Consider the following 25035-nt stretch of genomic DNA (forward strand, 5'->3'; position numbering starts at 1 on the left):
GGCTGTCCAGAGGGACCGGTAGAAGGGTCGATTGGATTATCCGGATCAACTGGTCTGGGTGGGGGCATGGGGTTCGATCTCGATTTCCTGTACCGACAAACTGGCGGCAGACAGGGCGGCAATCAAAGCCGCCTGCTCATCTTTCATCAGATGAGTGGTTGCTTCCGCGCTGGCATTCAGTTTGATGCGTACCCCTTGTGCATCGATGATCAGGGTGGCATTGATTTCGGAAAGTTTGGGTAACTGCAGGCGCAGATGGGTTTGCCAGCGGGCAGGACTTTCGGTTGTGTCGGCATGATTTGTAGGCTGCTCATGAATTATCCATTCCATGGCCTGATCTGGCCAGATGTCTCCCCGCCAGTGTAGTTGCCCGGTTTCCAGCGCCTGTAGTTGCTGCTGCACAATGGGCAGAATTTTCGCGGTATCGGGCGCAGGTGTTTCCAGATCCATGATGGCGGTATGCGCTGGCAACGCGCTTTGCGGCATCTGTTTGACTGAATCCAGCGATTTGCGCCCATTCGCCCATTGTGCCAGATGGGATTCATAAAACAGGCCGCTTTGTGCGATTGCCTGTTGCAGGATGCTCGGCAGGGCATGACTGGTGGTTGGCGGTGCCGGCAATAACGGGGCGGTCTGGCTGAGCGTCGGCGGTGCCGGCTTGAACAAGTGTGCCAGAAACTGACCAATCGGGCTGAGGGTGGCTGTCTGGCTGGTGGCGGGTGCATTGCTGGCGAGCAGAAACTGCAGCCGCGGTGACTGCGCGACCAGTGTCAAATCAATTTGATTGCCTACTTTTGCCGCTGCCGGGGGCAAGCGCATATCGAGTAATTGACCCGCCACATTCACCAGTGATGAGCCACCCATCAGCCGAGCTTCAACCTGCGCAAGATATTTCTGCCCCAGCGTGAACGCGGGCGTATCCGATTGAGTGGCATCGGGTGCAGGCTGAACCGGATTAACCGGCTGAACCGGCGAGAGCGCCTTGCCTGGCGAGGCAGATAAAATTTGTGCCGGATAAACCGGATGCGTAATCATGAGTAGAATTCCGACATTCGTATAACCAGTCGGAATTCTACTCGATGTATGTCAATGATCGGCAACCGATGTGGGATTAATTTGCCCGTCAATCCGCCCGATAAGCCTGGTTCAATTGTTGTTTGTGATGAGAACTGCTCAGCAGATTCTGCAAATGCATCATCCATGGCTCGGTCACGGCACGTATTGCTGCGTCATGCGCCAGAATCTGCTGAATCAGCGCTATTTTTTTTTTCTGCTGCGACTCGTCCAGTTTATGTTGCGTCTGTTGGCCGATCAGACGGCTGGTAATGTGTTTGCACTCCTGCTCCAGCGCGACCAGTCCATCCCAGTCGCTGGCATGCGCGGCTTGCAGCATTTTGCCGGTAATCGCCAATATTCCTTCATAAGCCGCAATGGTTTGTGCGCCATTCATATATTCCGCCGTATGGTTGGTCGAGTTATTTTCAATCATTTGACTGCCATTCCGGTTTCGAATAATTTTTCGATCTGCGCCAGCTTGCCACTGGCGGCGGGTTTTTTGCCAATCGCTGCCCAGGCGTCATGCAATTCGCCGAGCAACTGGCTGACTTCATCGATGATTTCAACACTGCTGCGCAGGTTGGCCTGCAGCAGGCGATCGGTCATGTAGTCATAGAGCTGAGCGAGCTGCTCGGCAAGTGCGCCGCCCGCCTTGACGTCGAGACTCGCCTTCAAGCCATGGTCGATGATCATGATCGCTTTTGAAATCATCTCGCCTCTGGCGGCAATTTCGTTCTGCTGGATATGCAGCTTGCTGCGATTGAGTGCCTGCTGCGCGCCCTCAAACAGCATCAGAATCAGTCTGTGAGGGTCGGCGATAGTGACGCCGGATTCCACGCCTACTTTGCGGTAAGCGGAAATGGCACTGGATGAGTTTGCAAACATGAGTTCTCCTTGCATGGTATTTATTTTCGGATTAGCAGCGTGTAATGGTTGTTAGTGAATCGGGATTATCTGCCCGATCCGGGTAAGCTGGCCAGTTGCTGCTGCAGGAAGTTGCTGGTCTGGCTCATGCTGGCGAGCAATGTATCTAATGCTGAAAACTGCGTGCGAAAACGTCTTTCCACATCCTCCAGGCGGCGATCGACTGCATCACGTTGCCTGCCGATATCGCGAATGGAGGTATTGATCCCGTCCATGCGCCCATCGATCAGACCATCGCTGCGCAGCAGACCATCAATGAAGGTATTCAACCGTCCAGCAAGGCCGATGGAATTCGGATCGGATCCAATCGTCTCGGTCGTTTGCGTTAAATCTACGGTACCACGTGCACCAGTGCTGCCGCCATTGACGTTCAGAACCAGGCCGCTCAGAGCGCCGCTTGCGTTCAGTGTCTTGCCGGACCCAGTCGCTGCGAGTCCGCCAATCGTGCCAGCGACATTCTGCCCGGCCGTCTGCGTGGGGGAGCCAAAAATATCATCTTTGCCATTGCCGCCGGTGATTAGCACATTGGAGCTCGCGCCATAGCTGCTCGACGTAACGGACAATACCCCCGCATTCTGACTGACGGTCGTTGAGATGCCCGCTGCTGAAAAGGCAGCTTTGCTGTTGATTTTGGACTGGATTTCCGCCGCCAGTGAATCTGCGTTATATGAGCCATTAGCCAGTGTGATGCTGGCGCTGACGCCATCAATGGTCACATTCAATGTGTTGTTGGCAAACCCAATCAACGAGGTGATACTCAGCCCTGCAACCTTGCTCGCCGTCGCATTGCCTTGTGTGGCGAGCTGAGTGATATTGACCGCATAATTACCAGCCTGGAAAGCTGCTGGTGGGTTGACGATAGAGATCAGGGCATCGCTTGTTGTCACTGAATCTGAGATTGTTGAAGTCGTCGCAGATTGGTTGGCAAAAAACGCAGCGATATTTTTACCGGGATCAGCCAGCACGGCGTCCAGCTTGTTCGCGTCGAGCGCCAGTTTGCCGTCTTTCTGGAACGTGATGCCGATCTCGGACAAGTGGCTCAATCCTCCGCTGGTCGTGGTCAAGGGCGTATTGAAAATGGCCATCATGCGCGATTGAATGGTTCTCGTAATCGAATCGCCCGTCAGTACTGCGCCCTGACGGTTGGTTGAGTCAAAACGGGTCAGGCCGTTGATGGTTTTGTCGAGTGCATTGTACCCATCGACAAACGATTTCACTGTTTCCTTGATGCTGTCCACATCACGCTCGATGGTCAGCAATGCGGTGCTGCCTTCGTTGGTTTTCTGCAGGTTGAGGGTCACGCCTTCAATTGCATCGGTGATGGTGTTGGTTGACTTGGTAATGAGAATGCCGTCGACCACCAGCGAAGCATTGCGTGCTGCCATCGCTTGGGACAGATTGGATACCCCGCCAGTGGAAGCATCAAACGCTAACCGGGAGAGGCCGGCATTGTCGGTAGCATTACCATCATCGTCGCTGACGGTAATGCGAAGCGCATTGCTTGTTCCACCATCCTGCGAGGCAATTACCAGGCGGCTGCCACTGCCATCATTGACTATGCTGGCGGTTACGCCCGCATTGGCATTATTGATGGCGCTGCGAACGCCCGCCAGGGTCGATTGGTCGGAGTCGATAGTAATGGTTTGATCGGGCTTGTCCGGATTGACTGTGTAACTGCCATCCTCGTTATAGGCGCCGAACTGGATCGTCAACGTACCGCTGCCGACGACGTCGCTGCTGGAGGCAAAATTCTCTGACTTGATTTTGTGTGCTTGTGCCAGGCTTTTGATTTCGATTGCATAGCTGCCGGGCACGGCATTGCCGCTGGTGCTGACCACCGCCAGCGAACTGTCGGCAAAACTGGCGGTGGTTGCAGAAAATTTCAACGGATCAGACAGTGTCTTCAGCGTTTCCTGAAACGTAGACAACGCACTCTTGATATTACCAAAGGCTGACAGTTGGGCCTTTTGCTGGGTTTCCCGTGTATCGAGCAACTGCAGGGGCCTGCGTTCCAGCGTCATCAACTGGGTGACGATGCCGTTGATGTCGAGTCCTGAGCCAATTCCGGGTGATGCGAGCATGGTATTCTCCTGTCCTGTTGCTGATTGTGGAATCAGGCCTGATCGTTGAACAGTACGCCCTCGATCTTGCCGAGCGTGCGCGCGATGTTGATCGCTTCTTCCGATGGAATCTGGCGAATCAGCTCATTGGTCTGCGAATCCATGATTTTGACCACGGTTTTGCCGGTATCCTCATCGATGGAAAACTTCAGGTTCTGTGCCACAGACTGCGTGAACTGCTCGATTTGTTTAACGGCATCTGCTACCTTCTCAGGCGAGCCTGGCTCGGCTTTTACTGCTGGGGCAGCTTTGGTCGGTAGACTATTTTCTGTAGTGATGGCTTCGTTGCCAGATACCCGGTTGCTGCCACCGGAAAACAGGGTAGGTTGCACCAATTCACTGGTGCCTGCTGCTGAGTTGATTATCATGTTCATTCTCCTTTAGGTGACGCTAAACTGGGGCGGCTGACACTGCAAGCCGCCCCACATTACGGGTTAGCCCTGCCTTATCTCAACAAGGACAAGACGTTGTTCGGCAAAGCATTGGCCTGCGCCAGCATCGCGACGCCCGCCTGCTGCAGGATCTGCCCACGGGTCAAGGCAGCTGTTTCCGCAGCGAAATCCGCATCCTGAATCCGACTGCGGGAAGCAGACAGATTTTCCGACGTGGTCTGCAAGCTGGAAACGACCGAGGAAAAACGGTTTTGTATCGCACCCAGGTCGGCCCGTGTTCCATTCACAGTCTGCAATGCGGTATCAACCGCAGTGATTAGGGCAGTGGCATCGCTAACGCTACTTACACCCCCGGATGCGCCTAAAGTGGCGGTATTAGAATTTGCAATAGTAGTGAATGTAATGGTTTCTGATGCATTCGCACCCACTTGAAAGTTTTGTGAGCTGAAACTACCATCCAATAACTTGGCGCCATTAAAAGCAGTTGTTGTAGATACGCGGTCGATTTCGGCTTTGAGGGCAGTCACTTCTTTATCCAGTGCGGCACGGTCAGTAGAACTGTTGGTGGCATTGGCGGATTGCACCGCCAGTTCACGGATCCGTTGCAGGTTGTTGCCGATTTCCTTCAACGCGCCTTCCGCGGTCTGTGCCAGCGAGATACCGTCGTTGGCGTTACGTGCTGCCTGATTCAGTCCACGTATCTGCGCAGTCATGCGTTCAGAAATCGCCAGACCAGCGGCATCATCCTTGGCGCTGTTGATGCGCAGGCCGGAGGATAACCGTTCGAGTGAGGTATTCAACGCGCTTTGTGAGCTGCTGAGATTACGTTGCGCATTCAGTGACGCGATATTGGTGTTAATGACTTGTGCCATGGTGTTTCTCCTTCAGAGTTTGATTACTATTTAAGTAAAATGCGGCGCTTGTGCCGCTTACGTCCACATTGACTCGGCCTGCTGATTAATTGAGGCGATGAGTGAGTCACTGTTGAGAGCAGTAATCGGACAGCCGGGGGAAATATTTAGTGAATTGATGAACCTGGATAGAAAACTATGCGGCTTTGAAAGGGAGAGATGCGCTGGAAAACCCTGCCAATTCGATCGATAGCCCGCTGGCTTGATGGCCTGCTGTGATCTTCTGTAATGACCGCTCCAAAAGGCCTCTCCAGGGGGCACCTCTAGGGCACCGCTACAATCCATATTTGCGAGTATCCCCTTCGGGGACCGCCGCTGTCTGTTTCGATGTGACGAACACGGTCTGGAAATTATTGGTCACACCCGGGCGGTCGGTCAAAAGCGACGCAACCCTCTCATCGCGATCGAATCGATAAAAATGGAAGTCGCGCTCACGGCGCCGGTCGATGTGTAATATCTATCTACACACGCAATTTCAACCAGCGCTGCATAAGCAGGCGCATGGCGTCAGGTTGCTCGGTGGGAAGCCAGTGCTGGGCGTTGAGTTGGTGAATCTCAACCTGTGGCAAACATTCCAATGCACGCTGGGTAAGCGCGGGATCACCAAATAAGCCGCCGGATGACAGCATGACAAGGCAGGGGAGATTAAGATGATCGAACGAGGGCAGGGGCTGCAAGGTTGCGTGTAGCGCCTGTAAATACGCTGCACTGTGCATATAACGTAAATCATCCAATGGCGCAGCGTAGCGTTGCAGTAAGGCACTATTCGAGGGATCGGTCTGCATGACCTGACGCGTAAAGCGGTCGAGTTCATAGAGATCAAGTCGTGGCAACTGGCGACGGTAAATACCGATGCGGTTGCCCATGACGATCAGGAAAGCCACCACCAACAGCAGCCAGCGTAACTTGCCGAGTACACGTAGATAACCCTGCCGTGCCTGCGGTAACATCGGCTCGATCAGGATCATGCCCAGACAACCAGATGGTCGTCTGACGGCATACTGCAACGCCAGATTCGCCCCCAGACAATGCCCGCTGATGACATGATGCTGGATCGATTCTGCTGTGAGCATTTGCTCCAGATCAGCTAACCACTGGGCGTGACCAATCTGCCCCTGCCAGGCTGAGTTGCCGTGGCCACGCAGATCTGGCACCAGCGCACACCACCCGGGTGGTAAGTCAAGCTGTTCGCAAAGCTCCTGCCAGCGACTGCTGTTACTGGCAAGGCCATGACATAATACCAGCGCGGCATGGCCAGCTTGATCGCCGTGGCGACGATAGAACATGCCGCTTGCCGTGCAGTGCTCTGTTATTTCCATATAAACACTTATGGGCACCTCTAAAAATTCATATTTCGTCGTAATACTTCGTTGCTCACAAAAAATGTTTCCTTACATATCAATTATATGCTGCGTCAACATTTTTTACTCGCGCCTAGTCTTGCTTAGAACTCTGAATTTTTAGAGGCGCCCTTATGAAGAATTAGTCTGTCGGCACGGTTTGTTTGAATGATTCCCGCTTAGCCAGTTTGTCAGCCAAGTGAGCAAGATTGGTGTAGGTATTGCGCCACGGGTTTTTAGGGAAACGGAAAGACAAATAACCAAGCGCGCAACCCAAGGCAATATCTGCCAGGGTCATTGATTTGCCTGTGCACCAGGACTGATCACCTAGATCCGCCGCTGTTGCCTGCAGCCCCAGATCGATTTTGCGTTGCTGGCGCGTGATCCATTCGGGGCTTTGCTGCACCCGCGGGCGCTTTTGTTCGAGAAAAATGGTTGCGCTGGCATCCGCAATTCCGTCGGCCAAGGCTTCCCAGCGCTTGACGGCAAATCTTGGCGCGCCAGATGCCGGAATCAGCAGGGGATCATCCTGCAAACTATCCAGATATTCAATAATGACGCGCGAATCATGCAGAGATACGCCATCGTCCAGCACCAGTACAGGCACTTTACCAAGAGGGTTGATATTGGCTATCTGGTTATCCGGGTGAAAGGGCGGGTCAACGATGAAATCAGAGTTGATTTTCTTCTCGGCAAGCACAATGCGTACTTTTCGGACATAGGGGCTGGTCAAGGAGCCGATTAGTTTCATAAGTCAATCCTTTGCGAACAATAGGGACACCTCCAAAAATCCACATTTCTTCACAGTACCATGTCGCTTGTAAAAAAATTGTTAACACCAAATAGAAATGCCCGTTTTTCCGCAAAGTAGAAACACACATAGCAACAATGCAGCATCATCCGTGAATAGGGGTGCTGTGCTAAAATACCGCCTTTTATCCAATTAAGGATTGGGAATATCCTGGTTAATGAACACTTCCCCGCTTTATGCACTCTCTCCACTGGATGGTCGTTATCAACAGAAAGTAGCAGGACTGCGCTTCTACTTCAGCGAGTATGGGTTGATTCGCTACCGCGTGCGCATCGAAATCGAATGGTTCAAGGCGTTGGGTCACTCGATTCTTTTAAAGGAAGCCGGTTTTTCGGTGGAATCGTTGCTGGAACTGGACCGGCTGCTGGAAAATTTTTCTCTGGATGATGCGCAGGCCGTCAAGGCGATTGAAGCGCAGACCAATCATGATGTTAAAGCAGTCGAGTATTGGTTGAAACAGCAGTTCACCAGTCAGCCGGGTCTTGTCGCGTTTTCTGAATACATTCATTTTGCCTGTACTTCGGAAGACATCAACAATCTTTGCCACGGACTGATGCTTGTCGATAGCCGTGATGAGGTGATGCTGCCCGCGCTTGACCGGATTATCGATCAGCTTGCGGTACTGGCAAGGGAATTTGCCGATACGCCCATGCTGGCGCGAACGCACGGACAGCCAGCCACCCCAACGACCATGGGCAAGGAGATTGCCAATTTTGTGCATCGGTTGCGCCAGGGGCGCGAACGTCTGGGAAAGGTTGCCCTTTCAGGAAAAATCAATGGGGCGGTCGGCAACTATAATGCCCACATGACCACCTGTCCGGATGTGGATTGGGAATCCTTTGCGCGAAATTTTGTGGAAGGCTTGGGTCTGGATTTCAATCCATATACCACTCAGATCGAGCCACATGACAGTCTTGCCGAGCTGTTCGATGCGTATGCTCGTATCAACACGATTTTACTGGGCCTGAATCGTGATATCTGGGGGTATATTTCGCTGGGTTACTTCCGGCAGAAAACCCGGGCCGGTGAGGTCGGTTCTTCCACCATGCCGCACAAGGTCAATCCGATTGATTTTGAAAATGCGGAGGGTAATATCGGTATCGCCAATGCCTTACTGCATCATCTGGCAGAAAAATTGCCTGTCTCACGCTGGCAGCGGGATTTGACCGACTCGACGGTGTTGCGCAATATGGGCGTGGCACTGGGGCATACCTTGCTCGCCTATGATTCCTGCCTGAAGGGGCTGGGCAAACTGGAAATCAACCCGACGCGCTTGTCAGCGGATTTGCAGGATGCCTGGGAGGTGCTGGCGGAACCAATTCAGAGCATGATGCGCCGTTATGGGATCGCCAATCCTTACGAGCAACTCAAAGATTTGACCCGAGGCAAGACCGAAATCAATCAGGAAACATTGCAAAATTTCATCCGCCAGCTCGATATTCCGCAAGCTGAAAAAGACCGCCTGTTGCGGCTTTCCCCGCAAACATACATTGGATTGGCTGCCCAATTGGCCAAACGTATCTAAAACCTGGCTGGGCAGCACCATTAAAATTCACAGTTATATTCATTAAAAAAGTTTCAACCTGGCGAGAAAAAGGGGTTGAAAAAAATTATTTGATCACAATATAGCATGATCATACTGGAGGAAATTTATGCAGGAATCGAATAATCAAGAGCCTATCGATACAGAGAAACTGGTAGAGGAATCTGATACAGCATCGACAGTGGGCACGGCTCCGCTTTCCAGTGATGAAATGATTCACACTGGAGCGGCGGGTGAGGCGGAATCCATGCCATCAATCGAGCAGCTTTTGAGAGAGGCGGAACTGAGGGCAGAGGAGCATCATGATGCCTGGCTGCGTGCCAAAGCGGAAACCGAAAATCTACGAAAACGGGCACAGGTGGATGTTACCAATGCTCATAAATACGCCATTGACAAATTCTCCGCGGAATTACTTCCGGTCATGGATAGTCTGGAAGCGGCGCTTATGACCGAGAATGCCACAGTCGAGAACTTCAAGGATGGCATAGAGCTCACACGCAAGCAGCTGGTTTCAATTTTTGAGAAATTCAATATTCAGGTCATCAATCCGCAAGGTGAGAAGTTCGATCCTCACCATCATCAGGCAATGTGTACCATCGAATCAGATGTTGCTCCCAATACCATCGTTCAGGTCATGCAAAAAGGCTATGCGCTGCACGATCGCGTTATCCGGCCAGCCATGGTTGCCGTCGCGAAAGCGAAAGAGGCTTGAGATTCTTTGAAAAGCACCCACATACAATCATTATTGATAACCAAAAGTAAACTTTAAAGGAAAAAACAATGGGAAAAATTATTGGGATAGATCTGGGTACCACCAATTCATGTGTAGCGGTGATGGAAAATGGCAAATCTAAGGTGATTGAGAATGCTGAGGGTACGCGTACCACGCCATCCATTGTTGCTTATACGGAAGATGGTGAAATTCTGGTGGGTGCTTCGGCCAAGCGTCAGGCGGTGACCAATCCGCAAAATACACTGTTTGCTATCAAGCGGCTGATTGGACGTCGCTTTAACGAGGAAATGGTGCAGAAGGATGTCAGCATGGTGCCTTACAGCATCATTCAGGCCGATAATAATGATGCCTGGGTGGAAGTTCGCGGCAAAAAAATTGCACCACAGGAAGTGTCGGCACAGATATTAATGAAAATGAAAAAAACTGCCGAGGACTATTTGGGAGAACCGGTGACGGAAGCCGTCATTACGGTACCGGCGTACTTTAATGACTCTCAGCGGCAGGCTACAAAGGATGCTGGAAGAATTGCGGGCCTTGAGGTTAAGCGTATTATTAATGAGCCTACTGCCGCAGCATTAGCGTTTGGGCTGGATAAAAAAGAAGGTGATCGCAAGATTGCGGTATACGATCTGGGTGGCGGCACATTCGATGTCTCCATCATTGAAATCGCGGAAATCGAGGGTGAACACCAGTTTGAGGTGTTGGCGACGAATGGGGATACTTTCCTGGGTGGTGAGGATTTTGATTCGCGCGTCATCGAGTACCTGGTAGCCGAATTCAAAAAAGAAAGCGGTATTGATCTGAAAAAGGACATGCTGGCGTTGCAGCGACTCAAGGATGCGGCGGAAAAAGCCAAAATTGAACTATCCTCCAGTCAGCAAACGGAAGTGAACCTGCCTTATATTACTGCCGATGCGTCTGGTCCAAAACATCTGGCGGTGAAGATTACGCGCGCCAAGCTGGAGAGCCTGGTCGAAGAACTGATTGAGCGCACGATCGAGCCTTGCCGAATTGCACTCAAGGATGCCGGTTTGTCTGTTTCGGATATCGTCGATGTGATTCTGGTCGGTGGGCAGACGCGCATGCCGAAGGTTCAGGAAAAAGTCAAGGAAATCTTTGGTAAAGAGCCGCGCAAGGATGTTAACCCGGATGAGGCAGTAGCCATTGGTGCTGCGGTTCAGGGTGGCGTATTGCAAGGGGATGTCAAGGATGTGTTGTTGCTGGATGTCACGCCGTTGTCGCTCGGTATTGAAACTCTGGGTGGCGTGATGACTAAGTTAATCCAGAAAAACACCACGATTCCGACCAAGGCGCAGCAGGTTTTTTCTACTGCGGACGACAGTCAGACTGCCGTGACGATACACGTGCTGCAAGGTGAACGTGAGATGGCGTCCGGCAATAAAAGTCTAGGGCAATTCAACTTGACCGATATTCCGCCAGCACCTCGTGGTATGCCGCAGATTGAAGTGGCTTTCGATATCGATGCCAACGGTATTTTGCATGTGTCTGCTAAGGATAAAGCGACGGGCAAGGAGAACAAAATCAAGATTCAGGCAAGCTCTGGATTGTCCGAAGAAGAAATCAATAAAATGGTCAAGGATGCTGAGGCCCATGCAGAAGAAGACAAAAAGACCCTGGAACTGGTTAATAGCCGCAATCAGTGCGATGCGATGATTCATTCGGTCAGGAAATCCTTGAGTGAATATGGTGATAAGCTGGAAAGTGATGAAAAGGCCAAAGTCGAGACCGCTTTGAAAGATGCTGAAGAAGCACTTAAATCGAGTGACAAAAGTGAAATCGATGCCAAAACTCAGGCACTGACCGAGGCTTCCCAGAAACTGGCTGAAAAAATATACGCTCAGGAACAAGCGCAATCGGGTGATGCAGGGCAGACAGGAGCAAGTACGGGAGATGCTAAAACCGGTGATAAGCCAGTTGAAGGTGAAGTGGTTGACGCCGAATTTGAGGAAGTCAAGGATAAAAAATAATAGTACCGGTCAGTACGAAACAGGCACATCAATAAAACTGCAGGGGGAGGGCGGCATCTATACACCTGATCCCTGCATTTTAATTTTGCTTGTGCCACGTTTTGACTGGGAATCGTGTTTACCCAATCAATCTGTATTTGTTATGTTGCAATTTATTGAAGCTCAAGGGCGGTTCTGTGGAGCTGCCCTTTTCGTTGCTTGCCAGCAGGAATTGTTATGACTCAACGTGATTATTATGAGGTACTCGGCGTCAATCGTAATGCCGATGAAAATGAACTGAAGAAAGCTTATCGGAAACTGGCTATGAAATATCATCCAGACCGTAATGCTGGCAATGCCGAGTCAGAAAAGCATTTCAAGGAAGTCAAAGAGGCTTTCGAGGTGCTTTCAGACAGCAATAAACGCGCAGCTTACGACCAGTTTGGGCATGCTGGCTTGAACGGTGCGGCTGGTGGGGCGGGTGCGCAAGGATTTGGCGATGCTTTCAGCGATATTTTCGGGGATCTTTTCGGAATGCGAGGCGGGCAGTCTGGCGCACAACGTGGTGCTGATCTGCGCTATAACCTGGAAATAACGCTGGAACAAGCCGCGCGAGGGGCGGAGACCAAAATCCGTATCCCTAAAATGGATGCTTGCGAGACATGCCGTGGCAGTGGGGCCAAACCGGGATCGACACCTAAAACCTGTCCAAAATGTAATGGTCATGGCCAGATTCGTATGCAACAGGGGTTCTTCTCCATTCAGCAGACTTGTCCGCAGTGTCATGGCGGTGGCAAGATCATCACTGACCCTTGTCGTGACTGTCATGGCTCCGGCCGTGTCAAGCGCCATAAAACGCTGAACGTCAAAATTCCCGCCGGCGTGGATGAGGGAGACAGTATTCGTTTGTCGGGAGAAGGTGAAGCGGGTGTTACCGGCAGTCCTCCTGGTGATCTGTATGTGGTGATTCATCTGGCCAGCCACTCGGTTTTTCAGCGGGAAGGCAATAATCTGCATTGTGAAATTCCCACCAGCTTTGCAACAGCTGCGCTTGGGGGTGAAATAGAAGTACCGACGCTGGATGGCCACGCGCGCATCAAAATTCCGCCTGGTACGCAGACTGGCAAGATATTCCGTTTGCGTGGCAAGGGGATAACTGGTGTGCGTAACCATGTGACCGGTGATTTACTATGCCATGTTTCTCTGGAAACACCAGTTAACCTGACTGCTCGTCAGAAAGAACTGCTGGAAGAATTTGAAGCAATCAGCCAGAAAGATGACTCGCGTCACAATCCCCGCGCCAAGTCCTGGATGGATAAGGCGCGTGAGTTTTTTAGTGAGTGAAGCTTACCCTGGCTGAATGGTAGGGGGTAAAATTGTCGCCTGCCTGCGTGGCTGGTTGTATAAATGTACATCCAGTTGTGGGAAGGCGATATCGATGCCTGCTTCTGCAAAACGGTGATTGATTGCCATATTGATTTCATGGGTCAACTTTAGTCTGTCCTGTAACAGTTCACAAAATACTCTTAACTCGAAATTCAGCGAACTATTACCAAAATTCACAAAATAAGCGGAAGGCTCCGGATCTTTCAATACAATCGGATGTTCGCTTGCAATTTCCAGTAATAGCCTGCGGGCGGTTTCGCAGTCTGAGCCATAGGCGATCCCCACTGGTAACACAATACGTGTTATCTGGTCGCTCAATGACCAGTTAGTCAACTGCTGTGTGATGAATATCTTGTTGGGTACCACGATCTCCTTGCGATCGAAATCAATCAGCGTGGTTGCACGAATATGGATTTTATTGACGGTTCCGGTAGTAGTGTTGAGCGTTACGAGATCGCCCACGCGGATGGGTCGTTCAAAAAGCAGGATGACACCGGATACAAAATTGGCAAAAATTTCCTGCAATCCAAATCCCAAGCCCACTCCCAAGGCAGCCACCAGCCATTGAATGCTCGACCATTCCATACCTAATGTCTGAAAGGTAGCGGTAACCCCTGCCACTACAATCACATATCTCAGCAGGGTGGTGATGGCATAGCCCGTGCCGGTATTGAGTGATAAGTGACGCAGAACCAGCAATTCCAGTGTGCCGGGAAGATTATGCGCGGCAATGATTGCGAGACCAAATACGATCAATGCAACCAGCAATGCTTTGAGCGTAATGGACTGTGAGACGATTTCCCCATCAATTTGTGAAGAGGTTTGCCAGAGCGTGATTTTTTCAAGAAAACTGAGAGCAGGCAGGACATCGATCCAGATTCCTAGCAATGCGGTGATCAGTAATCCCCAGATGCCAATTTTCAGTAAAGTAGCGGATTGCCTGCTGATGGTTTTGACATCGACATAATTTTCATCAATCCAGTCTGCTTCGCTTTTGTCCGGTTGCGCGCGCTGTGCGCGGATTTCTTCTCTTCTTTCGATGGCGCGCTTGTATGCGATTTGCCGCTGGACAATCAGCAGGCTACGGGAACTGACGTAATACAGCAAGGTGAAGAATGTAACCCAGCTCAGTGACTGGAAGACCAGAATGTACTGGTAGATTGCGGCAAAATAATATCCGATCAGCACCATCGTGATCATGTAGCCTTGCAGCAGAAGCAGGGCGGTCATCCAGTATTTCGGACTCAACACTGGATTGAACACCATACCTTGGTAAAACTGTTTGGCCTTGCGGCCAAATCCTATCCAGCTTGATGCGAATATCGCCAGGAGCAGGCAAAGCAGTACAAAGGCGAACCGACCAAGCATATTGCGCACCTGATCTTCATCCAGCGCATCCATAAAGGCGATCAGGACGACAAGTACGACGATAAACGGAGCAAACCGTTTGATGTCATGGCGCATTTTATTGACGAGTTTCTCATCGCATTTGAACTGGTGGCTGAGTAGACCGCTGGGACGAAACAGCAGCAGTAAAAATGCCCAACAGAAAATTGCAACGGCGGCAACCTGCAGACTGGCGGCCATGGCATGCCCTATTTCTGAAGATGAGTTATTCTGAATGATCGTGACGGCTAATTGCCATGGCAGGAAAAAATATCCGGCCACCACAATGCAATTCATCAACATGCCAAATGGATAGATCAGTCTGTCCTGGTTGACCTTGCCGCGCAGACTGTTGCCAGTTGCTTCCCAGCGCAAATAAGCTGGCCAGTATACCGACCTGAACAGGATGAAAAACAGGGCATAGATGCTAAATATTGCCACCAGTTCCTGCCATGAAGAACTGATTGTTTTGGTGAAACTGCGTTGTGTTTTGGGTGAGTCAAACCAGTCGAGTGCATTGTGAAAATCCTGCGGTGTTATCTGTGTTACGGGTTTGGCGCTGCGGGTAACCAGCAGATTTTCCCGCAGCAAGACCTGATGCTGTTCTATTTTTTCAGTCAATTGAGTCTGAATAGATAAATAGAGCTGGAGTTCCTTAATATAGCCTTGTAATACATCAGCATACTGCTCGACGACTTGTTCGCGTGATTGTTTCAGTTTCTGGAAGGTATTGGTCAGTTCCTTGTATTCGGCAGAGTCGGCAGATGGTATCTCCGTATTTTTAAGAAAGTGTTGCACGGTTTTCATGTTATCCATGATTTGCAACCGTTCCTGCTCCAGTTGATATAGATCGAGTTTCGTATTGCTCAGCTCACGTTCTGTTCGTGATGTATCCGGCTTGATCATGATTTTCTTGAACTGTTTTCTGATATGCGTTCCCAGATCAGTATCTTCTCCCCCAAGTTCGAGTCGCTGTTGAAGCGCTATGTGGCTTTGTGCGATTAGCGCAAAACGATTTTCATCGTGAGCCCTCTGATTGGTGAGCTCTTTAGTGCGTTTGGCGTAATCATTTAACTTCTGGGCCAGTGATTTGTTATCTGCAGCCAATTGTTTCAATTCCGGGTGATGCTGAATTTTTTCGTCAGAAAATTGCTCGGATTGCTCAATTACCTGTCTAGTCTCGGCCATGCGTCTGAGGTTGATTTCGCCGATTAGCAATTCCATTTGCTGAGACAGGTTCTCGATTTTCGGGATTAGTAGCAGCTTTTCCTGTAGGGAAATAATTTCTGCGGCATATGGAAGAATCAGCGTTTCCAGCTCGAGCATTCTGGTTTTGTCGGTTAACGCCTGGAATTGAGCATCACGCAGACCAGTAAGCGCATTTAGTATTTTTTTGTCGGTATCCTTTGAGGTAACTGCCGGCCTTTCGTTGAGCGCGGAACGCTGATTGAGGATAGAAGCCAACTCCTCCTGAATGCTGTCCATGCGTTGACGTAACTGTGCTTGATCCGAAATAGATTTTTGTTGCTGATTTTTCAACTCTGAGAGACTTGCCTGAACGGTAACCAGTTGTCTTTCTAGCTCGTTTAAGGTTGATTTGATTAATTGCCGGGAAGTTATTCCTGCTTCTGATGGAATTTTATGTTGTCTTAGTGTGGCGATCTGCTGCGGATAGCTTTCCAGTTGTTGCGAATAATTGGCCGTTTTATCAAGATAATCCTGATGATCACGGAGTATCTGCAGATGTTCGCTGAATATTTCGCGCAACCGTTTTTTTTGTGGTGTTTCTTCAGGATTAACTTCACCTAGTGCACCAAGTTTTGCCTGCATTGCCTGGAGTTTATCGTCGAGTTTGTTTGCATGACACATTGTGATATTGGTCATTGTCAGCAGGGTTAATAGCGACATGACGGCAATAAACAAAAATTTATTCATATGTTTCAATTTGTTGGTGTTATGTGGTGAAGTGACATGTATCAAATAATGAATGTCACGTGAGTGTAGCGGTGTCGCCGTATTATATCTGTCGGCTATCATGCGCCAATGTGCAAGTTAGACGTGGTTTTCATTGAATGAGTAATGGGTGTTGGGGCTTAAAATCAAGATGTGACAAATTGTCGCGCGACAATTTGTCACATTCCAAAATCATATTTTCCTCTTTACAATGTGTTTCACATCCCGGATAAGGAGTGCCGTGATGATCTTTCTAAAGGAGTTCACGCAATGATTTTCCTATCGACTGATAAAACATTACAAGAGGTTAAAAAACATTATCTTGACTCGCTTGCTCGTAGAAACCTGTCCTCACATAGCGTGGAAAAGCAGGCCGATCCAGATAAAGTAACCGTCAGGACGCAAGAGTCATCACTGCCCGATGCACAGTGGCATCGCAGTAAAACAGCCAGATTTTCGCGGTATTGATTTCGTAACTGCGAAGTGGCACGTTTCTGATTCGATAAATTAGTGACCCAGCTAACAGGAGATTGAAGACTATGAAAACACCTAGCAGAATGGAACCGCTGATCGAAGAAGGGCTGATTGACTCGGTTGTCTGCGAAATCATGAGTGGCAAGGAGGCGATGCTTTATGTTGTGAAATGCGGGGAAGAGTACCGCTGTGCCAAAGTATACAAGGAAAAACAGAAGCGAAATTTTCGGCAGAATTCCTGCTATCTGGAAGGACGGGAGATTAACAGCCGTCGTCGCTCCCGTTTTGTGCGCAGCAGCAGTAATTTTGTGAAAACCATTCGGGATGATGCCTGGCACAGCGTGGAGGTGGATACACTGGGCCGGTTGACAACGGCCAACGTGGTTATCCCAAAATTTTACAACTTTTTTGAAGGGGTGCTGTTGATGGAGTTGATCGTGGACAGCAATGGCAGTGTTGCGCCGAGATTAAATCAGCTGGAGTTGACAGCAGATCAAGCCAGGATCTATCACGGTTTTCTCATTCAGCAGGTGGTTCGTATGCTCTGCAGCGGTATCGTGCATGGCGATCTCTCCGAATATAACGTACTGATTGGTAACACCGGTCCGGTTATCATCGATTTTCCACAGGCTGTTCATGCCGCGTACAACAATAGTGCAGAGGCAATCCTGAAAAGAGACGTGAAAAATATTGCTGCCTTTCTTGGAAAATTTGCACCCGAGCTTGCCTATACGGACTATGGCAGTGAAATCTGGTCACTGTATCAAACAGGTAAGCTACATCTGAACGTTAATCTGACCGGGCAAATTGAACTGTGTCGTAAACCGGTTAATCTGGATGTGGTATTGAGTGCTATTAATATCGCCATAAAAAAAGAAACTGCATGGCGGCGCTACAAAAGCGAACGGTGGACTAGCGAGCGGAGATGGCAGTGTTCTTGATAAACGTTTTGACTTTCCGCTTGGGTGGGGGGCAGTTTGATTAGGGGATTAATATGTGGACGTGTTAATTCTCTTTGCAAAAAACAGGAAATGTAGTTAAATATAACTCACTATTTTTATTTATTTTGTAAAGGAGGTAACCATGTTACGTATTAATGTTTTTGGTTTACTAGCAGTGGGGATTATGGTGCTGTCTGGTTGTGCTACGACAGATGAGTTTAACTCGCTTAAATCTCGCATGGCTGAGCTTGAAGCTGGGGTTTCTCAATCACAGTCAGATGCCGCCGCTGCGCGTGCAGCAGCGAATAATGCCAATGATACGGCAAACCGCGCCATGGATAAGGCTAATGAGGCAAATGCGCGGTCAATCGATACCGAAACAAAAATTGATCGTATGTTCAAGCGCGCCATGCATAAATAATATTATTTGATAGACAGCGCTTCGGTATCAGACACACTTTTCCGGTGTCGACGGTACCGAAGTAAAAATGGTTTGAGACTGGGCGTAACTATTATTGTTCTATTGAAATAAGTGTTGGAATGCCATCCATTCTTTCGATGGCCTCATCAAGCGCTGTTTGATCAATTTGAATGCTGGGAATTGATTCCTCATCAGGAAGCCCTCCTGTTTTTTGTAAGAAAGACTGAACAGCAGCATAAGCTTCCTGTATGTACAAAGTGGGATCGGCATCAGTCGAATCCTCTTCCAGAGGCGGGTGTAGCTCAATATACAGATTTTTTTCAAGCCAGCCAAGCTTGATTGGTTGATTGACAATATATACTGGCGTGCTGACAGGAATGATTGCAAATAATTCTTCTATATTTTCCGGGTACATGCGTATACAGCCGTGAGTGACCCGCATACCGACACCAAATGGTTTGTTCGTGCTGTGAATGAGATATCCGGGTAAACCAAGGTATAAAGCGTAGCGACCAAGTGGGTTGTCGGGGCCAGCAGGTACGACAGCTGGCAATATCTTTCCCTCGTTTGCCATTGCCTCATTTCTGAGAGATTGGGGGGGAGTCCATGTTGGGTCTTTTTGTTTTCTGATAATAGTGGTTTTCCCGAGAGGCGTTTTCCAGTCCATTCTGCCGATACTAACGGGGTAGGTAATAATTCTGGGTTTATTATCTTTGATTGCTTTGGGGAAATAGTAAAGACGCATCTCCGGTAGGTTGATGACCAGTCCGGATCTCGGTGCCTGGGGGAGAATATAGCGGGAAGGTATTACTACTTCTGCACCTTGTTCCGGTAACCAGCGATTAACATTGGGATTGGCCAGTAGTATTTCATCCTGTCCAATTTCGTGATGGCGTGCAATATCGAGTAATGTTTCCTCATGATTAGCCGCAGTGATTTGGATTTCTCCAAAAATATCCACATCGTTCGGAGGAAGTATCCAGTTTTTAGCTAGTGCATGGAGTGGGGTAAGTATTAAAATAAGCTTGAGTAGTAATATCAGGAGGGTGACGACTGGTTTCATCATTTGCATATATTGGAATTGGATCGATTCTATCGCGTGATAGGTAGTTTGAAACTTGATTTTAGCAAGGAGAGATTTCCGTAGGCACATGTTTTCTCGAGCATACGTTTACATTTACGCTGGACCCTGCGATTTGATATTTTTTACATTCCCGCAAGTTACGAAAAACCGCTAACAAGTCCACATCTGATTCACGACCGATAGTGATAGTGATACCATGGTTACTTGATGCTGGCTGTGGATTGGTGGTTTCTATAATCAATTGATTAAAACTGTGGCAATATAACAACACTGGGCCTGTCATTGCTTGACAGCAAAACCGTGCTTATATAAGCTCGCGTCCAAGCATTTATTACCAAATATGACACACTTGTTCTCTTCAGGCAATACGAGTGGATTTGTCTTTGCATGCAAATATCGACAGATCAGTGACTATCTCAAAATTGAGCGCCGTCGTCCTGTTAAACAAGTTGACCAGAATACTACTAGGGGAAGATTTTGAGCTCGACAATTACTAAGTTGGTTACGCCATTAAAAGAAGAGGCCGATTCTCTGCTCTCCGCATCAAAGCCATTAACCGCCACGCCTACCACAAACAGACTGATTCGGCGCAAGGCGGATTTCAGCACTTTGATCGAGGCCCTTGAGTACGCTGCACAGGGAGAGACTGGCTATAATTTTTATGATTCCAAGGGCAATCTGAAATCGGTAATCCCTTACAAGTTTCTGCGTGAACGTGCATTGACAGTTGCCAAAAAACTAGCCGGATTCGGTTTGCCTCGTCACAGCAGGGTGGCGCTGATTGCAGATACGACACCGGCTTTTGTAGAACTATTTTTTGCATGTCGTTATGCTGGATTAGTGCCATTTGCCATGCCGGTGCCAGTTAATTTAGGTAGTCATGCGATTTATGTACAGCAACTCCGAGGCATGTTGGAAAGCAGTCAGGCAAGTCTGGCTTTGGCCGAGCTCGATTTCGTAGGCTTTTTGGAGGAAGCAACGGCTGGTCTGCGCAATGCTGAATTCAAATGGTGCGGTACGCCTCAACAGCTGGAACAGTTACCAGAAATAGACGTAGAGCAGTCTGCAAACACGCCGAATGAGACCGCTTATCTGCAGTTTACTTCTGGCAGCACACGCTTGCCACGCGGCGTAGTGATCACGGAACGTGCCTTGATGAGCAACTTGCGTGGTATTGTCTGCGATGGCCTGGATATCAGAGAGGGTGATCGGTGTGCCTCATGGCTTCCTTTTTACCACGATATGGGTCTGGTTGGTCTGGTGATGGCGCCACTGGCTGCGCAGTTATCCGTGGATTATCTGGCAACACGTGATTTTGCCATTCGCCCCCTGCAATGGCTTAGACTAATTAGTCGCAACCGTTGCACGATAGCCTTCAGTCAGCCGTTCGGTTTGAAACTTTGCATGATGCGTGCGCGGGAATCTGATCTTCAGGAGCTTGATTTGAGCTGCTGGCGCGCAGCGGGTGTGGGTGCGGAAATGATTCGTATTGATGTTCTAAAAAACTTTGCAGCAAAGTTTGCCTCAGCGGGATTTAATGAGAGTGCTTTTTTGCCTTGCTATGGCTTGGCAGAATCAACCCTGGCGGTTTCTTTTCCAGGCGTTGGTCAAGGCGCTCGAAGCCTGTGTGTCGATACAAAGACGTTGATTGAAAGGAAAGTAGCAGTCCAGGTTCAGGCGGATGGGCGAAAATTCAATGAGTTTGTGAATTGCGGACGTCCATTGGCTGAGCATAAAATTAAAATAATCGGTGAAAATGGTGATGAACTCCCTCCCATGATGGTTGGTAGTATTTTGGTTAAGGGCAGTAGTGTCATGACAGGTTATTTTAATAATTCAGTTGAAACTGCGAAGGTGGTTAAAGCAGGCGGTTGGCTTGATACGGGTGATATTGGCTTTCTTCATGAAGGTGACTTGTATGTTACCGGACGACGCACGGATGTCATTATCGTCAATGGTAGAAATATCCGAGCACAAGATGTGGAAGAACTGGCTGAACAACAACCAGAAGTCAGAACTCGTGAGGCTTCTGCTTTTGGGATCAGCGATGAGAATGGCTCGACTTCGGTAGTACTGGTGGTAGAGAGCAGATTATCTTCTGCTGATGACCGCCAACTACTGATCAATCGCTTACAGCAAGTGATTTACATGGCTTTTGGAGTCAATTGTTTAGTGGAGCTTGTTCATCCTCATACTTTGCCAAGAACATCATCAGGAAAATTATCTCGATTTGCTGCACGCCAAGGTTTTTTACAACGTAATAATTTTGAAAAATTATCTAGTAAAACAGCTGTTCAATAGAAATTTTTAATTCTGCCCGCTTTTCATGACTCGCCTTGTTGCGGTAACGGGTGCAACTGGGTTTATTGGGCAGCAGTTGTTGAAACAGCTCGTTGGTAAGGGTTGGAAAGTTAGGGCACTTACTCGGCAGTCTTCTGTTCCATTTTCTCATTCAGCTGTTGAATGGATTGTTGGTGATTTGAGTTGTATCGAAAAACTGAAAAATTTGGTGGCCAGTGCCGATACGGTAATTCACTGTGCCGGTGCAGTTAAAGGAAATTCTTGGAACAGTTTTTTATCCAGTAATGTTGTTGGCACCAAACACATTTTGCAAGCGATCACCAAGACCAATTCGTGTTCCAGATTGCTTTATATTTCTTCGTTAGCTGCGAGACAGCCACAGCTATCGTGGTATGCGAAAAGCAAATATGATGCCGAACAATTACTATCAATGGTTGATGATCGGTTGGCGGTAACTATTTTTCGACCAGCGGCAGTTTATGGCCCGGGTGATAAAGCGTTGACTCCTCTGCTGCAAGCAATGCGTTATGGTGTACTGCCTGTTCTTAGTCCTGCCACCAATCGCTTCGGATTGGTGCATGTTAACGATCTGGTAGAAGCGGTGCTTTGCTGGCTGGACAGTGGACCGCCTATTTCAGGTGTTTATGAAATCGATGATGGCACACCAGGCGGCTATGATTATGCCATGATCGCATCAATTGCAGAGCAGGTACTGAAAAGAAAGGTTCGTTATGTGCGTATCCCTTTGAAAGGGTTGTCGTCACTGGCGAAACTGAATTTGTGGCTGGCATCTGTTCTGGGATATGCGCCCATGCTGACTCCAGGCAAGGTTCAGGAGCTTCAATATCCTGACTGGACTTGCGATATTACTGCACTGCAAAAAGTATTGCAGAACTGGTACCCCGAGATACAGTTAGATATTGCTTTACCTGTACTGATCCAATCCTGATTTATCAGGAATATGGATTTCTCATCCGAATTCACTTTATCCCGAAATTGATCCCGCTATGCCCGAAATAACTCAAGCACAAATTGCCGAGATGCTCTGTGAGCAATTGGCGAGTTTTGCCGAGAACGAAATGGTTATCTCTGCTGAAACCAATCTCATTACACAGCTTGCTATCGATTCAGTCAAATTATTGAATCTGGTAATGGAAATAGAAGATTATTTTGATATTTCAGTGCCACTCAATACACTCGTGGATGTGCTGACAGTCCAGGACTTAGCCAATCTGATTTATAAAATTAAAAGCGCATCAAAATGAACCTGCTCGAGAAATTGGATGCTGCCGCTGCCTTGAGAAAGGCGCAATTACCAGAGGGGCTGGGTGCCTTTGGCATCCCAATCGAGGAGACCTTGTCTGCGACCGAGGCAAGGATTGGCGGGCGCACTGTTTTGATGCTCGGAACCAATAATTACCTGGGTTTGAGTTTTGCTGATGAATGCAGACAAGCAGCCCATCTGGCGATTGATCAGGAAGGTACTGGAACGACCGGTTCACGTATGGCAAATGGCAACTATCTTGGTCACCGTGCTTTGGAAAGTGAGTTTGCGGCATTCTATAATTGCCGCTCCTGCATTGTGTTTACGACCGGATTTCAGGCAAATCTGGGCACAATTTCGGGGTTGGTTGGTCAGGGAGACGTGGTGCTCATCGATGGAGATGCACATGCCAGCATTTATGATGGCTGCGTACTGAGTGGTGCGGACATCATCCGTTTTCGTCATAATGATGCGGCTGATCTGGAAAAGCGTCTGCGCCGTCTTGGGGGTCGCTGCCAGAATACATTGATCATTGTGGAAGGCATCTATAGCATGCTGGGTGATCAGGCGCCGTTGGCTGACATTGTGCAACTGAAAAATACTTATGGCGCAACTTTGTTGATTGATGAGGCTCATTCCCTAGGTGTGCTGGGTGAGACGGGCCAAGGTTTGGTAGAAATGACAGGACTGCTCAAGGAAGTTGATTTTATTACCGGTACGTTTAGCAAAAGTCTGTGTGGTATTGGCGGTTACTGTGTCAGTAACCATGCTCAACTTGAGCAGTTGCGCTATGTTAGTCATTCCTATATTTTTACTGCATCCCCTTCACCAGCGACGATTGCATCGACGCGTGCGGCATTAAATTTGTTAAAAAATGGGTGTTTTCTGCGAGAGCGGCTTTGGAAAAATGCTCATCGACTATACTCGAGTCTTGGGAAAAGTGGTTATAAACTGGGTCCGCAACCAGGGCCCATTGTTGCGGTTATTCTGAACAGTCCACAGCAGGCGTTAATGTTGTGGAATGCCCTGATGGAGCAAGGGATATATGTAAATCTGGTTCTTCCACCAGCGGCTCCGGCAGGAAGTTCTCTGATTCGCTGCAGCATCAGCGCAGCACATACGCCAGAACAAATAGATCGAGTATGTAGTGTGTTTGCAGACCTTTATCCGCTAACATTGCAGTAGTCGGCGGTGTTGTCGAAGCCTATAAAACTGTATTTGCTAATTCGACTTTTTTCTCCTGTAGTACTGTGAAACCAATGATGGATTGGATTATCCCGGTATGGCCTGCACCGCATAATATCAAGGCATTATTTACGACCTGCAAGGGAGGAATCAACCGTGATTCATACAGTATCTATGGCGGATTCAATCTGGGTGATCATGTTGGCGATGATCCGGATGTCGTTCAGAAAAATCGTGCGCAGTTATGCCAATACTTGCCTCAAGAGCCTCGCTGGTTGACTCAAGTTCATAAAAATAGGCCGGTATGGGTGGATACCATAAGCAGCGATGGCAGACCTGAAGGAGACGCGGCTATCAGTAGGCATAACGGGGTTGTCTGTGCCATTCTGGTGGCAGATTGTTTGCCGGTTTTTTTATGTGATGAAGCTGGCAGCGTCGTTGCTATTGCCCATGCCGGATGGCGAGGACTGGCAAGTGGTATTATTGAAAATACGATTCGAGCGATGCGGCAGCATTCAAAAAGTAAACAGATCATTGCTTGGCTTGGGCCGGCGATTGGCCCTCAATATTTTGAGGTTGGCAAAGAGGTCAGATCTATTTTTATCCAGTCAGATAGTCAATCAGCAAATGCGTTTACCGAAACTGGTAAACATGGAAAGTATTACGCAGACCTCTTTCAACTGGCGCGCCAGCGTCTCGCGAAGGTAGGTGTCGATCAAGTGTCTGGTGGTGAATTATGTACTTTTAGTGACGTTGATCGATTTTATTCTTATCGCCGCGACGGACCAACCGGGAGAATGGCGGCTCTGCTGTGGATGACGCCGGGATCATCGAATGGATAAT

At 48.9% G+C, this 25035-nt stretch carries 22 protein-coding genes; 12 read left to right on the forward strand and 10 right to left on the reverse strand.

All coding sequences use genetic code 11. The features are described 5' to 3' along the window. Positions 1-45: 45 nt before the first annotated feature. The 8 genes from NSMM_RS00930 to NSMM_RS00965 form a co-directional block, all read right to left on the reverse strand. Complete coding sequence (locus NSMM_RS00930) at positions 46-1035, reverse strand: flagellar hook-length control protein FliK (protein ID WP_090283695.1); 990 nt, start codon at positions 1033-1035, stop codon at positions 46-48. 88 nt (positions 1036-1123) lie between these two features. Then, entirely contained in the window at positions 1124-1489 is a 366-nt protein-coding gene (locus tag NSMM_RS00935) for a flagellar protein FliT (protein WP_090283696.1), read from the reverse strand. Beyond that, on the reverse strand, positions 1486-1956 hold the full coding sequence (gene fliS / locus NSMM_RS00940) for a flagellar export chaperone FliS (RefSeq protein ID WP_245654624.1): 471 nt from the start codon (positions 1954-1956) through the stop codon (positions 1486-1488). Before fliS ends, NSMM_RS00935 begins: the two co-directional genes overlap by 4 nt. 50 nt (positions 1957-2006) lie before the next feature. After that, positions 2007-4061, reverse strand: coding sequence for a flagellar filament capping protein FliD (gene fliD / locus NSMM_RS00945; RefSeq protein WP_090283700.1), 2055 nt, complete (start codon positions 4059-4061; stop codon positions 2007-2009). Between the two features lie 32 nt (positions 4062-4093). After that, complete coding sequence (locus tag NSMM_RS00950) at positions 4094-4468, reverse strand: flagellar protein FlaG (RefSeq protein WP_090283702.1); 375 nt, start codon at positions 4466-4468, stop codon at positions 4094-4096. Between the two features lie 77 nt (positions 4469-4545). Then, the gene (locus NSMM_RS00955) at positions 4546-5364 is read right to left on the reverse strand and encodes a flagellin domain-containing protein (RefSeq protein WP_090283704.1); all 819 of its coding nucleotides are present in this window, start codon (positions 5362-5364) and stop codon (positions 4546-4548) included. 500 nt (positions 5365-5864) lie between these two features. Then, entirely contained in the window at positions 5865-6722 is an 858-nt protein-coding gene (locus tag NSMM_RS00960; RefSeq protein WP_090283707.1) for an alpha/beta fold hydrolase, read from the reverse strand. A 163-nt stretch (positions 6723-6885) separates the two neighbouring features. Continuing rightward, positions 6886-7494 carry a glutathione S-transferase gene (locus NSMM_RS00965; RefSeq protein ID WP_090283709.1) on the reverse strand — a complete coding sequence of 203 codons (609 nt, stop codon included), beginning with the start codon at positions 7492-7494 and terminating at the stop codon, positions 6886-6888. A gap of 217 nt (positions 7495-7711) precedes the next feature. Between NSMM_RS00965 and purB the strand changes: the two genes are divergently transcribed. The 4 genes from purB (at position 7712) to dnaJ (ending at position 13141) form a co-directional block, all read left to right on the forward strand. Further along, positions 7712-9079: an adenylosuccinate lyase gene (gene purB / locus NSMM_RS00970; RefSeq protein ID WP_090283711.1), complete on the forward strand. Its 1368-nt coding sequence runs from the start codon at positions 7712-7714 to the stop codon at positions 9077-9079. Between the two features lie 127 nt (positions 9080-9206). Beyond that, positions 9207-9809, forward strand: coding sequence for a nucleotide exchange factor GrpE (gene grpE / locus NSMM_RS00975; protein WP_090283712.1), 603 nt, complete (start codon positions 9207-9209; stop codon positions 9807-9809). A gap of 68 nt (positions 9810-9877) precedes the next feature. Beyond that, entirely contained in the window at positions 9878-11818 is a 1941-nt protein-coding gene (dnaK, locus tag NSMM_RS00980) for a molecular chaperone DnaK (protein WP_090283714.1), read from the forward strand. A 216-nt stretch (positions 11819-12034) separates the two neighbouring features. Continuing rightward, entirely contained in the window at positions 12035-13141 is a 1107-nt protein-coding gene (dnaJ, locus tag NSMM_RS00985; RefSeq protein WP_090283716.1) for a molecular chaperone DnaJ, read from the forward strand. Between the two features lie 3 nt (positions 13142-13144). Here dnaJ and NSMM_RS00990 read toward each other — a convergent pair whose 3' ends face one another. Next, positions 13145-16504, reverse strand: a complete 3360-nt coding sequence (locus tag NSMM_RS00990; protein WP_090283864.1) for a mechanosensitive ion channel domain-containing protein — start codon at positions 16502-16504, stop codon at positions 13145-13147. A 288-nt stretch (positions 16505-16792) separates the two neighbouring features. On the opposite strand from NSMM_RS00990, the gene NSMM_RS00995 reads away from it, so the two are divergent. The 3 genes from NSMM_RS00995 (at position 16793) to NSMM_RS01005 (ending at position 18358) form a co-directional block, all read left to right on the forward strand. Then, a complete protein-coding gene (locus NSMM_RS00995) occupies positions 16793-16990 on the forward strand; it encodes a hypothetical protein (protein ID WP_090283718.1) in 198 nt (65 codons plus the stop codon). 71 nt (positions 16991-17061) lie between these two features. Next, positions 17062-17937 carry a PA4780 family RIO1-like protein kinase gene (locus NSMM_RS01000; RefSeq protein ID WP_090283721.1) on the forward strand — a complete coding sequence of 292 codons (876 nt, stop codon included), beginning with the start codon at positions 17062-17064 and terminating at the stop codon, positions 17935-17937. 142 nt (positions 17938-18079) lie between these two features. Beyond that, positions 18080-18358 (forward strand): Lpp/OprI family alanine-zipper lipoprotein, encoded by a 279-nt coding sequence (locus tag NSMM_RS01005; RefSeq protein ID WP_090283723.1) that lies wholly within the window; start codon positions 18080-18082, stop codon positions 18356-18358. Positions 18359-18449: 91 nt separating this feature from the next. On the opposite strand, the gene NSMM_RS01010 is transcribed toward NSMM_RS01005, so the two are convergent. Then, the gene (locus tag NSMM_RS01010; protein ID WP_245654625.1) at positions 18450-19421 is read right to left on the reverse strand and encodes a L,D-transpeptidase family protein; all 972 of its coding nucleotides are present in this window, start codon (positions 19419-19421) and stop codon (positions 18450-18452) included. 498 nt (positions 19422-19919) lie between these two features. On the opposite strand from NSMM_RS01010, the gene NSMM_RS01015 reads away from it, so the two are divergent. The 5 genes from NSMM_RS01015 (at position 19920) to pgeF (ending at position 25034) form a co-directional block, all read left to right on the forward strand. Then, the gene (locus NSMM_RS01015) at positions 19920-21743 is read left to right on the forward strand and encodes a fatty acyl-AMP ligase (RefSeq protein WP_090283729.1); all 1824 of its coding nucleotides are present in this window, start codon (positions 19920-19922) and stop codon (positions 21741-21743) included. A gap of 25 nt (positions 21744-21768) precedes the next feature. Then, the gene (locus tag NSMM_RS01020) at positions 21769-22692 is read left to right on the forward strand and encodes an NAD-dependent epimerase/dehydratase family protein (RefSeq protein ID WP_090283731.1); all 924 of its coding nucleotides are present in this window, start codon (positions 21769-21771) and stop codon (positions 22690-22692) included. A 58-nt stretch (positions 22693-22750) separates the two neighbouring features. Then, positions 22751-23008, forward strand: coding sequence for an acyl carrier protein (locus tag NSMM_RS01025; protein ID WP_090283733.1), 258 nt, complete (start codon positions 22751-22753; stop codon positions 23006-23008). Then, complete coding sequence (spt, locus tag NSMM_RS01030) at positions 23005-24192, forward strand: serine palmitoyltransferase (RefSeq protein ID WP_090283734.1); 1188 nt, start codon at positions 23005-23007, stop codon at positions 24190-24192. Before NSMM_RS01025 ends, spt begins: the two co-directional genes overlap by 4 nt. A gap of 74 nt (positions 24193-24266) precedes the next feature. Beyond that, the gene (pgeF, locus tag NSMM_RS01035; RefSeq protein WP_090283736.1) at positions 24267-25034 is read left to right on the forward strand and encodes a peptidoglycan editing factor PgeF; all 768 of its coding nucleotides are present in this window, start codon (positions 24267-24269) and stop codon (positions 25032-25034) included. The last annotated feature ends 1 nt before the right edge of the window (position 25035 follow it).

Source organism: Nitrosomonas mobilis, assembly GCF_900103035.1.
Classification (GTDB): domain Bacteria; phylum Pseudomonadota; class Gammaproteobacteria; order Burkholderiales; family Nitrosomonadaceae; genus Nitrosomonas; species Nitrosomonas mobilis.

Coding starts and splice junctions, on each gene's coding strand:
- NSMM_RS00930 (WP_090283695.1), bottom strand. CDS start 1,035: ATGATTACGCATCCGGTTTATCCGGCACAAATTTTATCTGCCTCGCCA.
- NSMM_RS00935 (WP_090283696.1), bottom strand. CDS start 1,489: ATGATTGAAAATAACTCGACCAACCATACGGCGGAATATATGAATGGC.
- fliS (WP_245654624.1), bottom strand. CDS start 1,956: ATGCAAGGAGAACTCATGTTTGCAAACTCATCCAGTGCCATTTCCGCT.
- fliD (WP_090283700.1), bottom strand. CDS start 4,061: ATGCTCGCATCACCCGGAATTGGCTCAGGACTCGACATCAACGGCATC.
- NSMM_RS00950 (WP_090283702.1), bottom strand. CDS start 4,468: ATGATAATCAACTCAGCAGCAGGCACCAGTGAATTGGTGCAACCTACC.
- NSMM_RS00955 (WP_090283704.1), bottom strand. CDS start 5,364: ATGGCACAAGTCATTAACACCAATATCGCGTCACTGAATGCGCAACGT.
- NSMM_RS00960 (WP_090283707.1), bottom strand. CDS start 6,722: ATGGAAATAACAGAGCACTGCACGGCAAGCGGCATGTTCTATCGTCGC.
- NSMM_RS00965 (WP_090283709.1), bottom strand. CDS start 7,494: ATGAAACTAATCGGCTCCTTGACCAGCCCCTATGTCCGAAAAGTACGC.
- purB (WP_090283711.1), top strand. CDS start 7,712: ATGAACACTTCCCCGCTTTATGCACTCTCTCCACTGGATGGTCGTTAT.
- grpE (WP_090283712.1), top strand. CDS start 9,207: ATGCAGGAATCGAATAATCAAGAGCCTATCGATACAGAGAAACTGGTA.
- dnaK (WP_090283714.1), top strand. CDS start 9,878: ATGGGAAAAATTATTGGGATAGATCTGGGTACCACCAATTCATGTGTA.
- dnaJ (WP_090283716.1), top strand. CDS start 12,035: ATGACTCAACGTGATTATTATGAGGTACTCGGCGTCAATCGTAATGCC.
- NSMM_RS00990 (WP_090283864.1), bottom strand. CDS start 16,504: ATGAATAAATTTTTGTTTATTGCCGTCATGTCGCTATTAACCCTGCTG.
- NSMM_RS00995 (WP_090283718.1), top strand. CDS start 16,793: ATGATTTTCCTATCGACTGATAAAACATTACAAGAGGTTAAAAAACAT.
- NSMM_RS01000 (WP_090283721.1), top strand. CDS start 17,062: ATGAAAACACCTAGCAGAATGGAACCGCTGATCGAAGAAGGGCTGATT.
- NSMM_RS01005 (WP_090283723.1), top strand. CDS start 18,080: ATGTTACGTATTAATGTTTTTGGTTTACTAGCAGTGGGGATTATGGTG.
- NSMM_RS01010 (WP_245654625.1), bottom strand. CDS start 19,421: ATGAAACCAGTCGTCACCCTCCTGATATTACTACTCAAGCTTATTTTA.
- NSMM_RS01020 (WP_090283731.1), top strand. CDS start 21,769: ATGACTCGCCTTGTTGCGGTAACGGGTGCAACTGGGTTTATTGGGCAG.
- NSMM_RS01025 (WP_090283733.1), top strand. CDS start 22,751: ATGCCCGAAATAACTCAAGCACAAATTGCCGAGATGCTCTGTGAGCAA.
- spt (WP_090283734.1), top strand. CDS start 23,005: ATGAACCTGCTCGAGAAATTGGATGCTGCCGCTGCCTTGAGAAAGGCG.
- pgeF (WP_090283736.1), top strand. CDS start 24,267: ATGATGGATTGGATTATCCCGGTATGGCCTGCACCGCATAATATCAAG.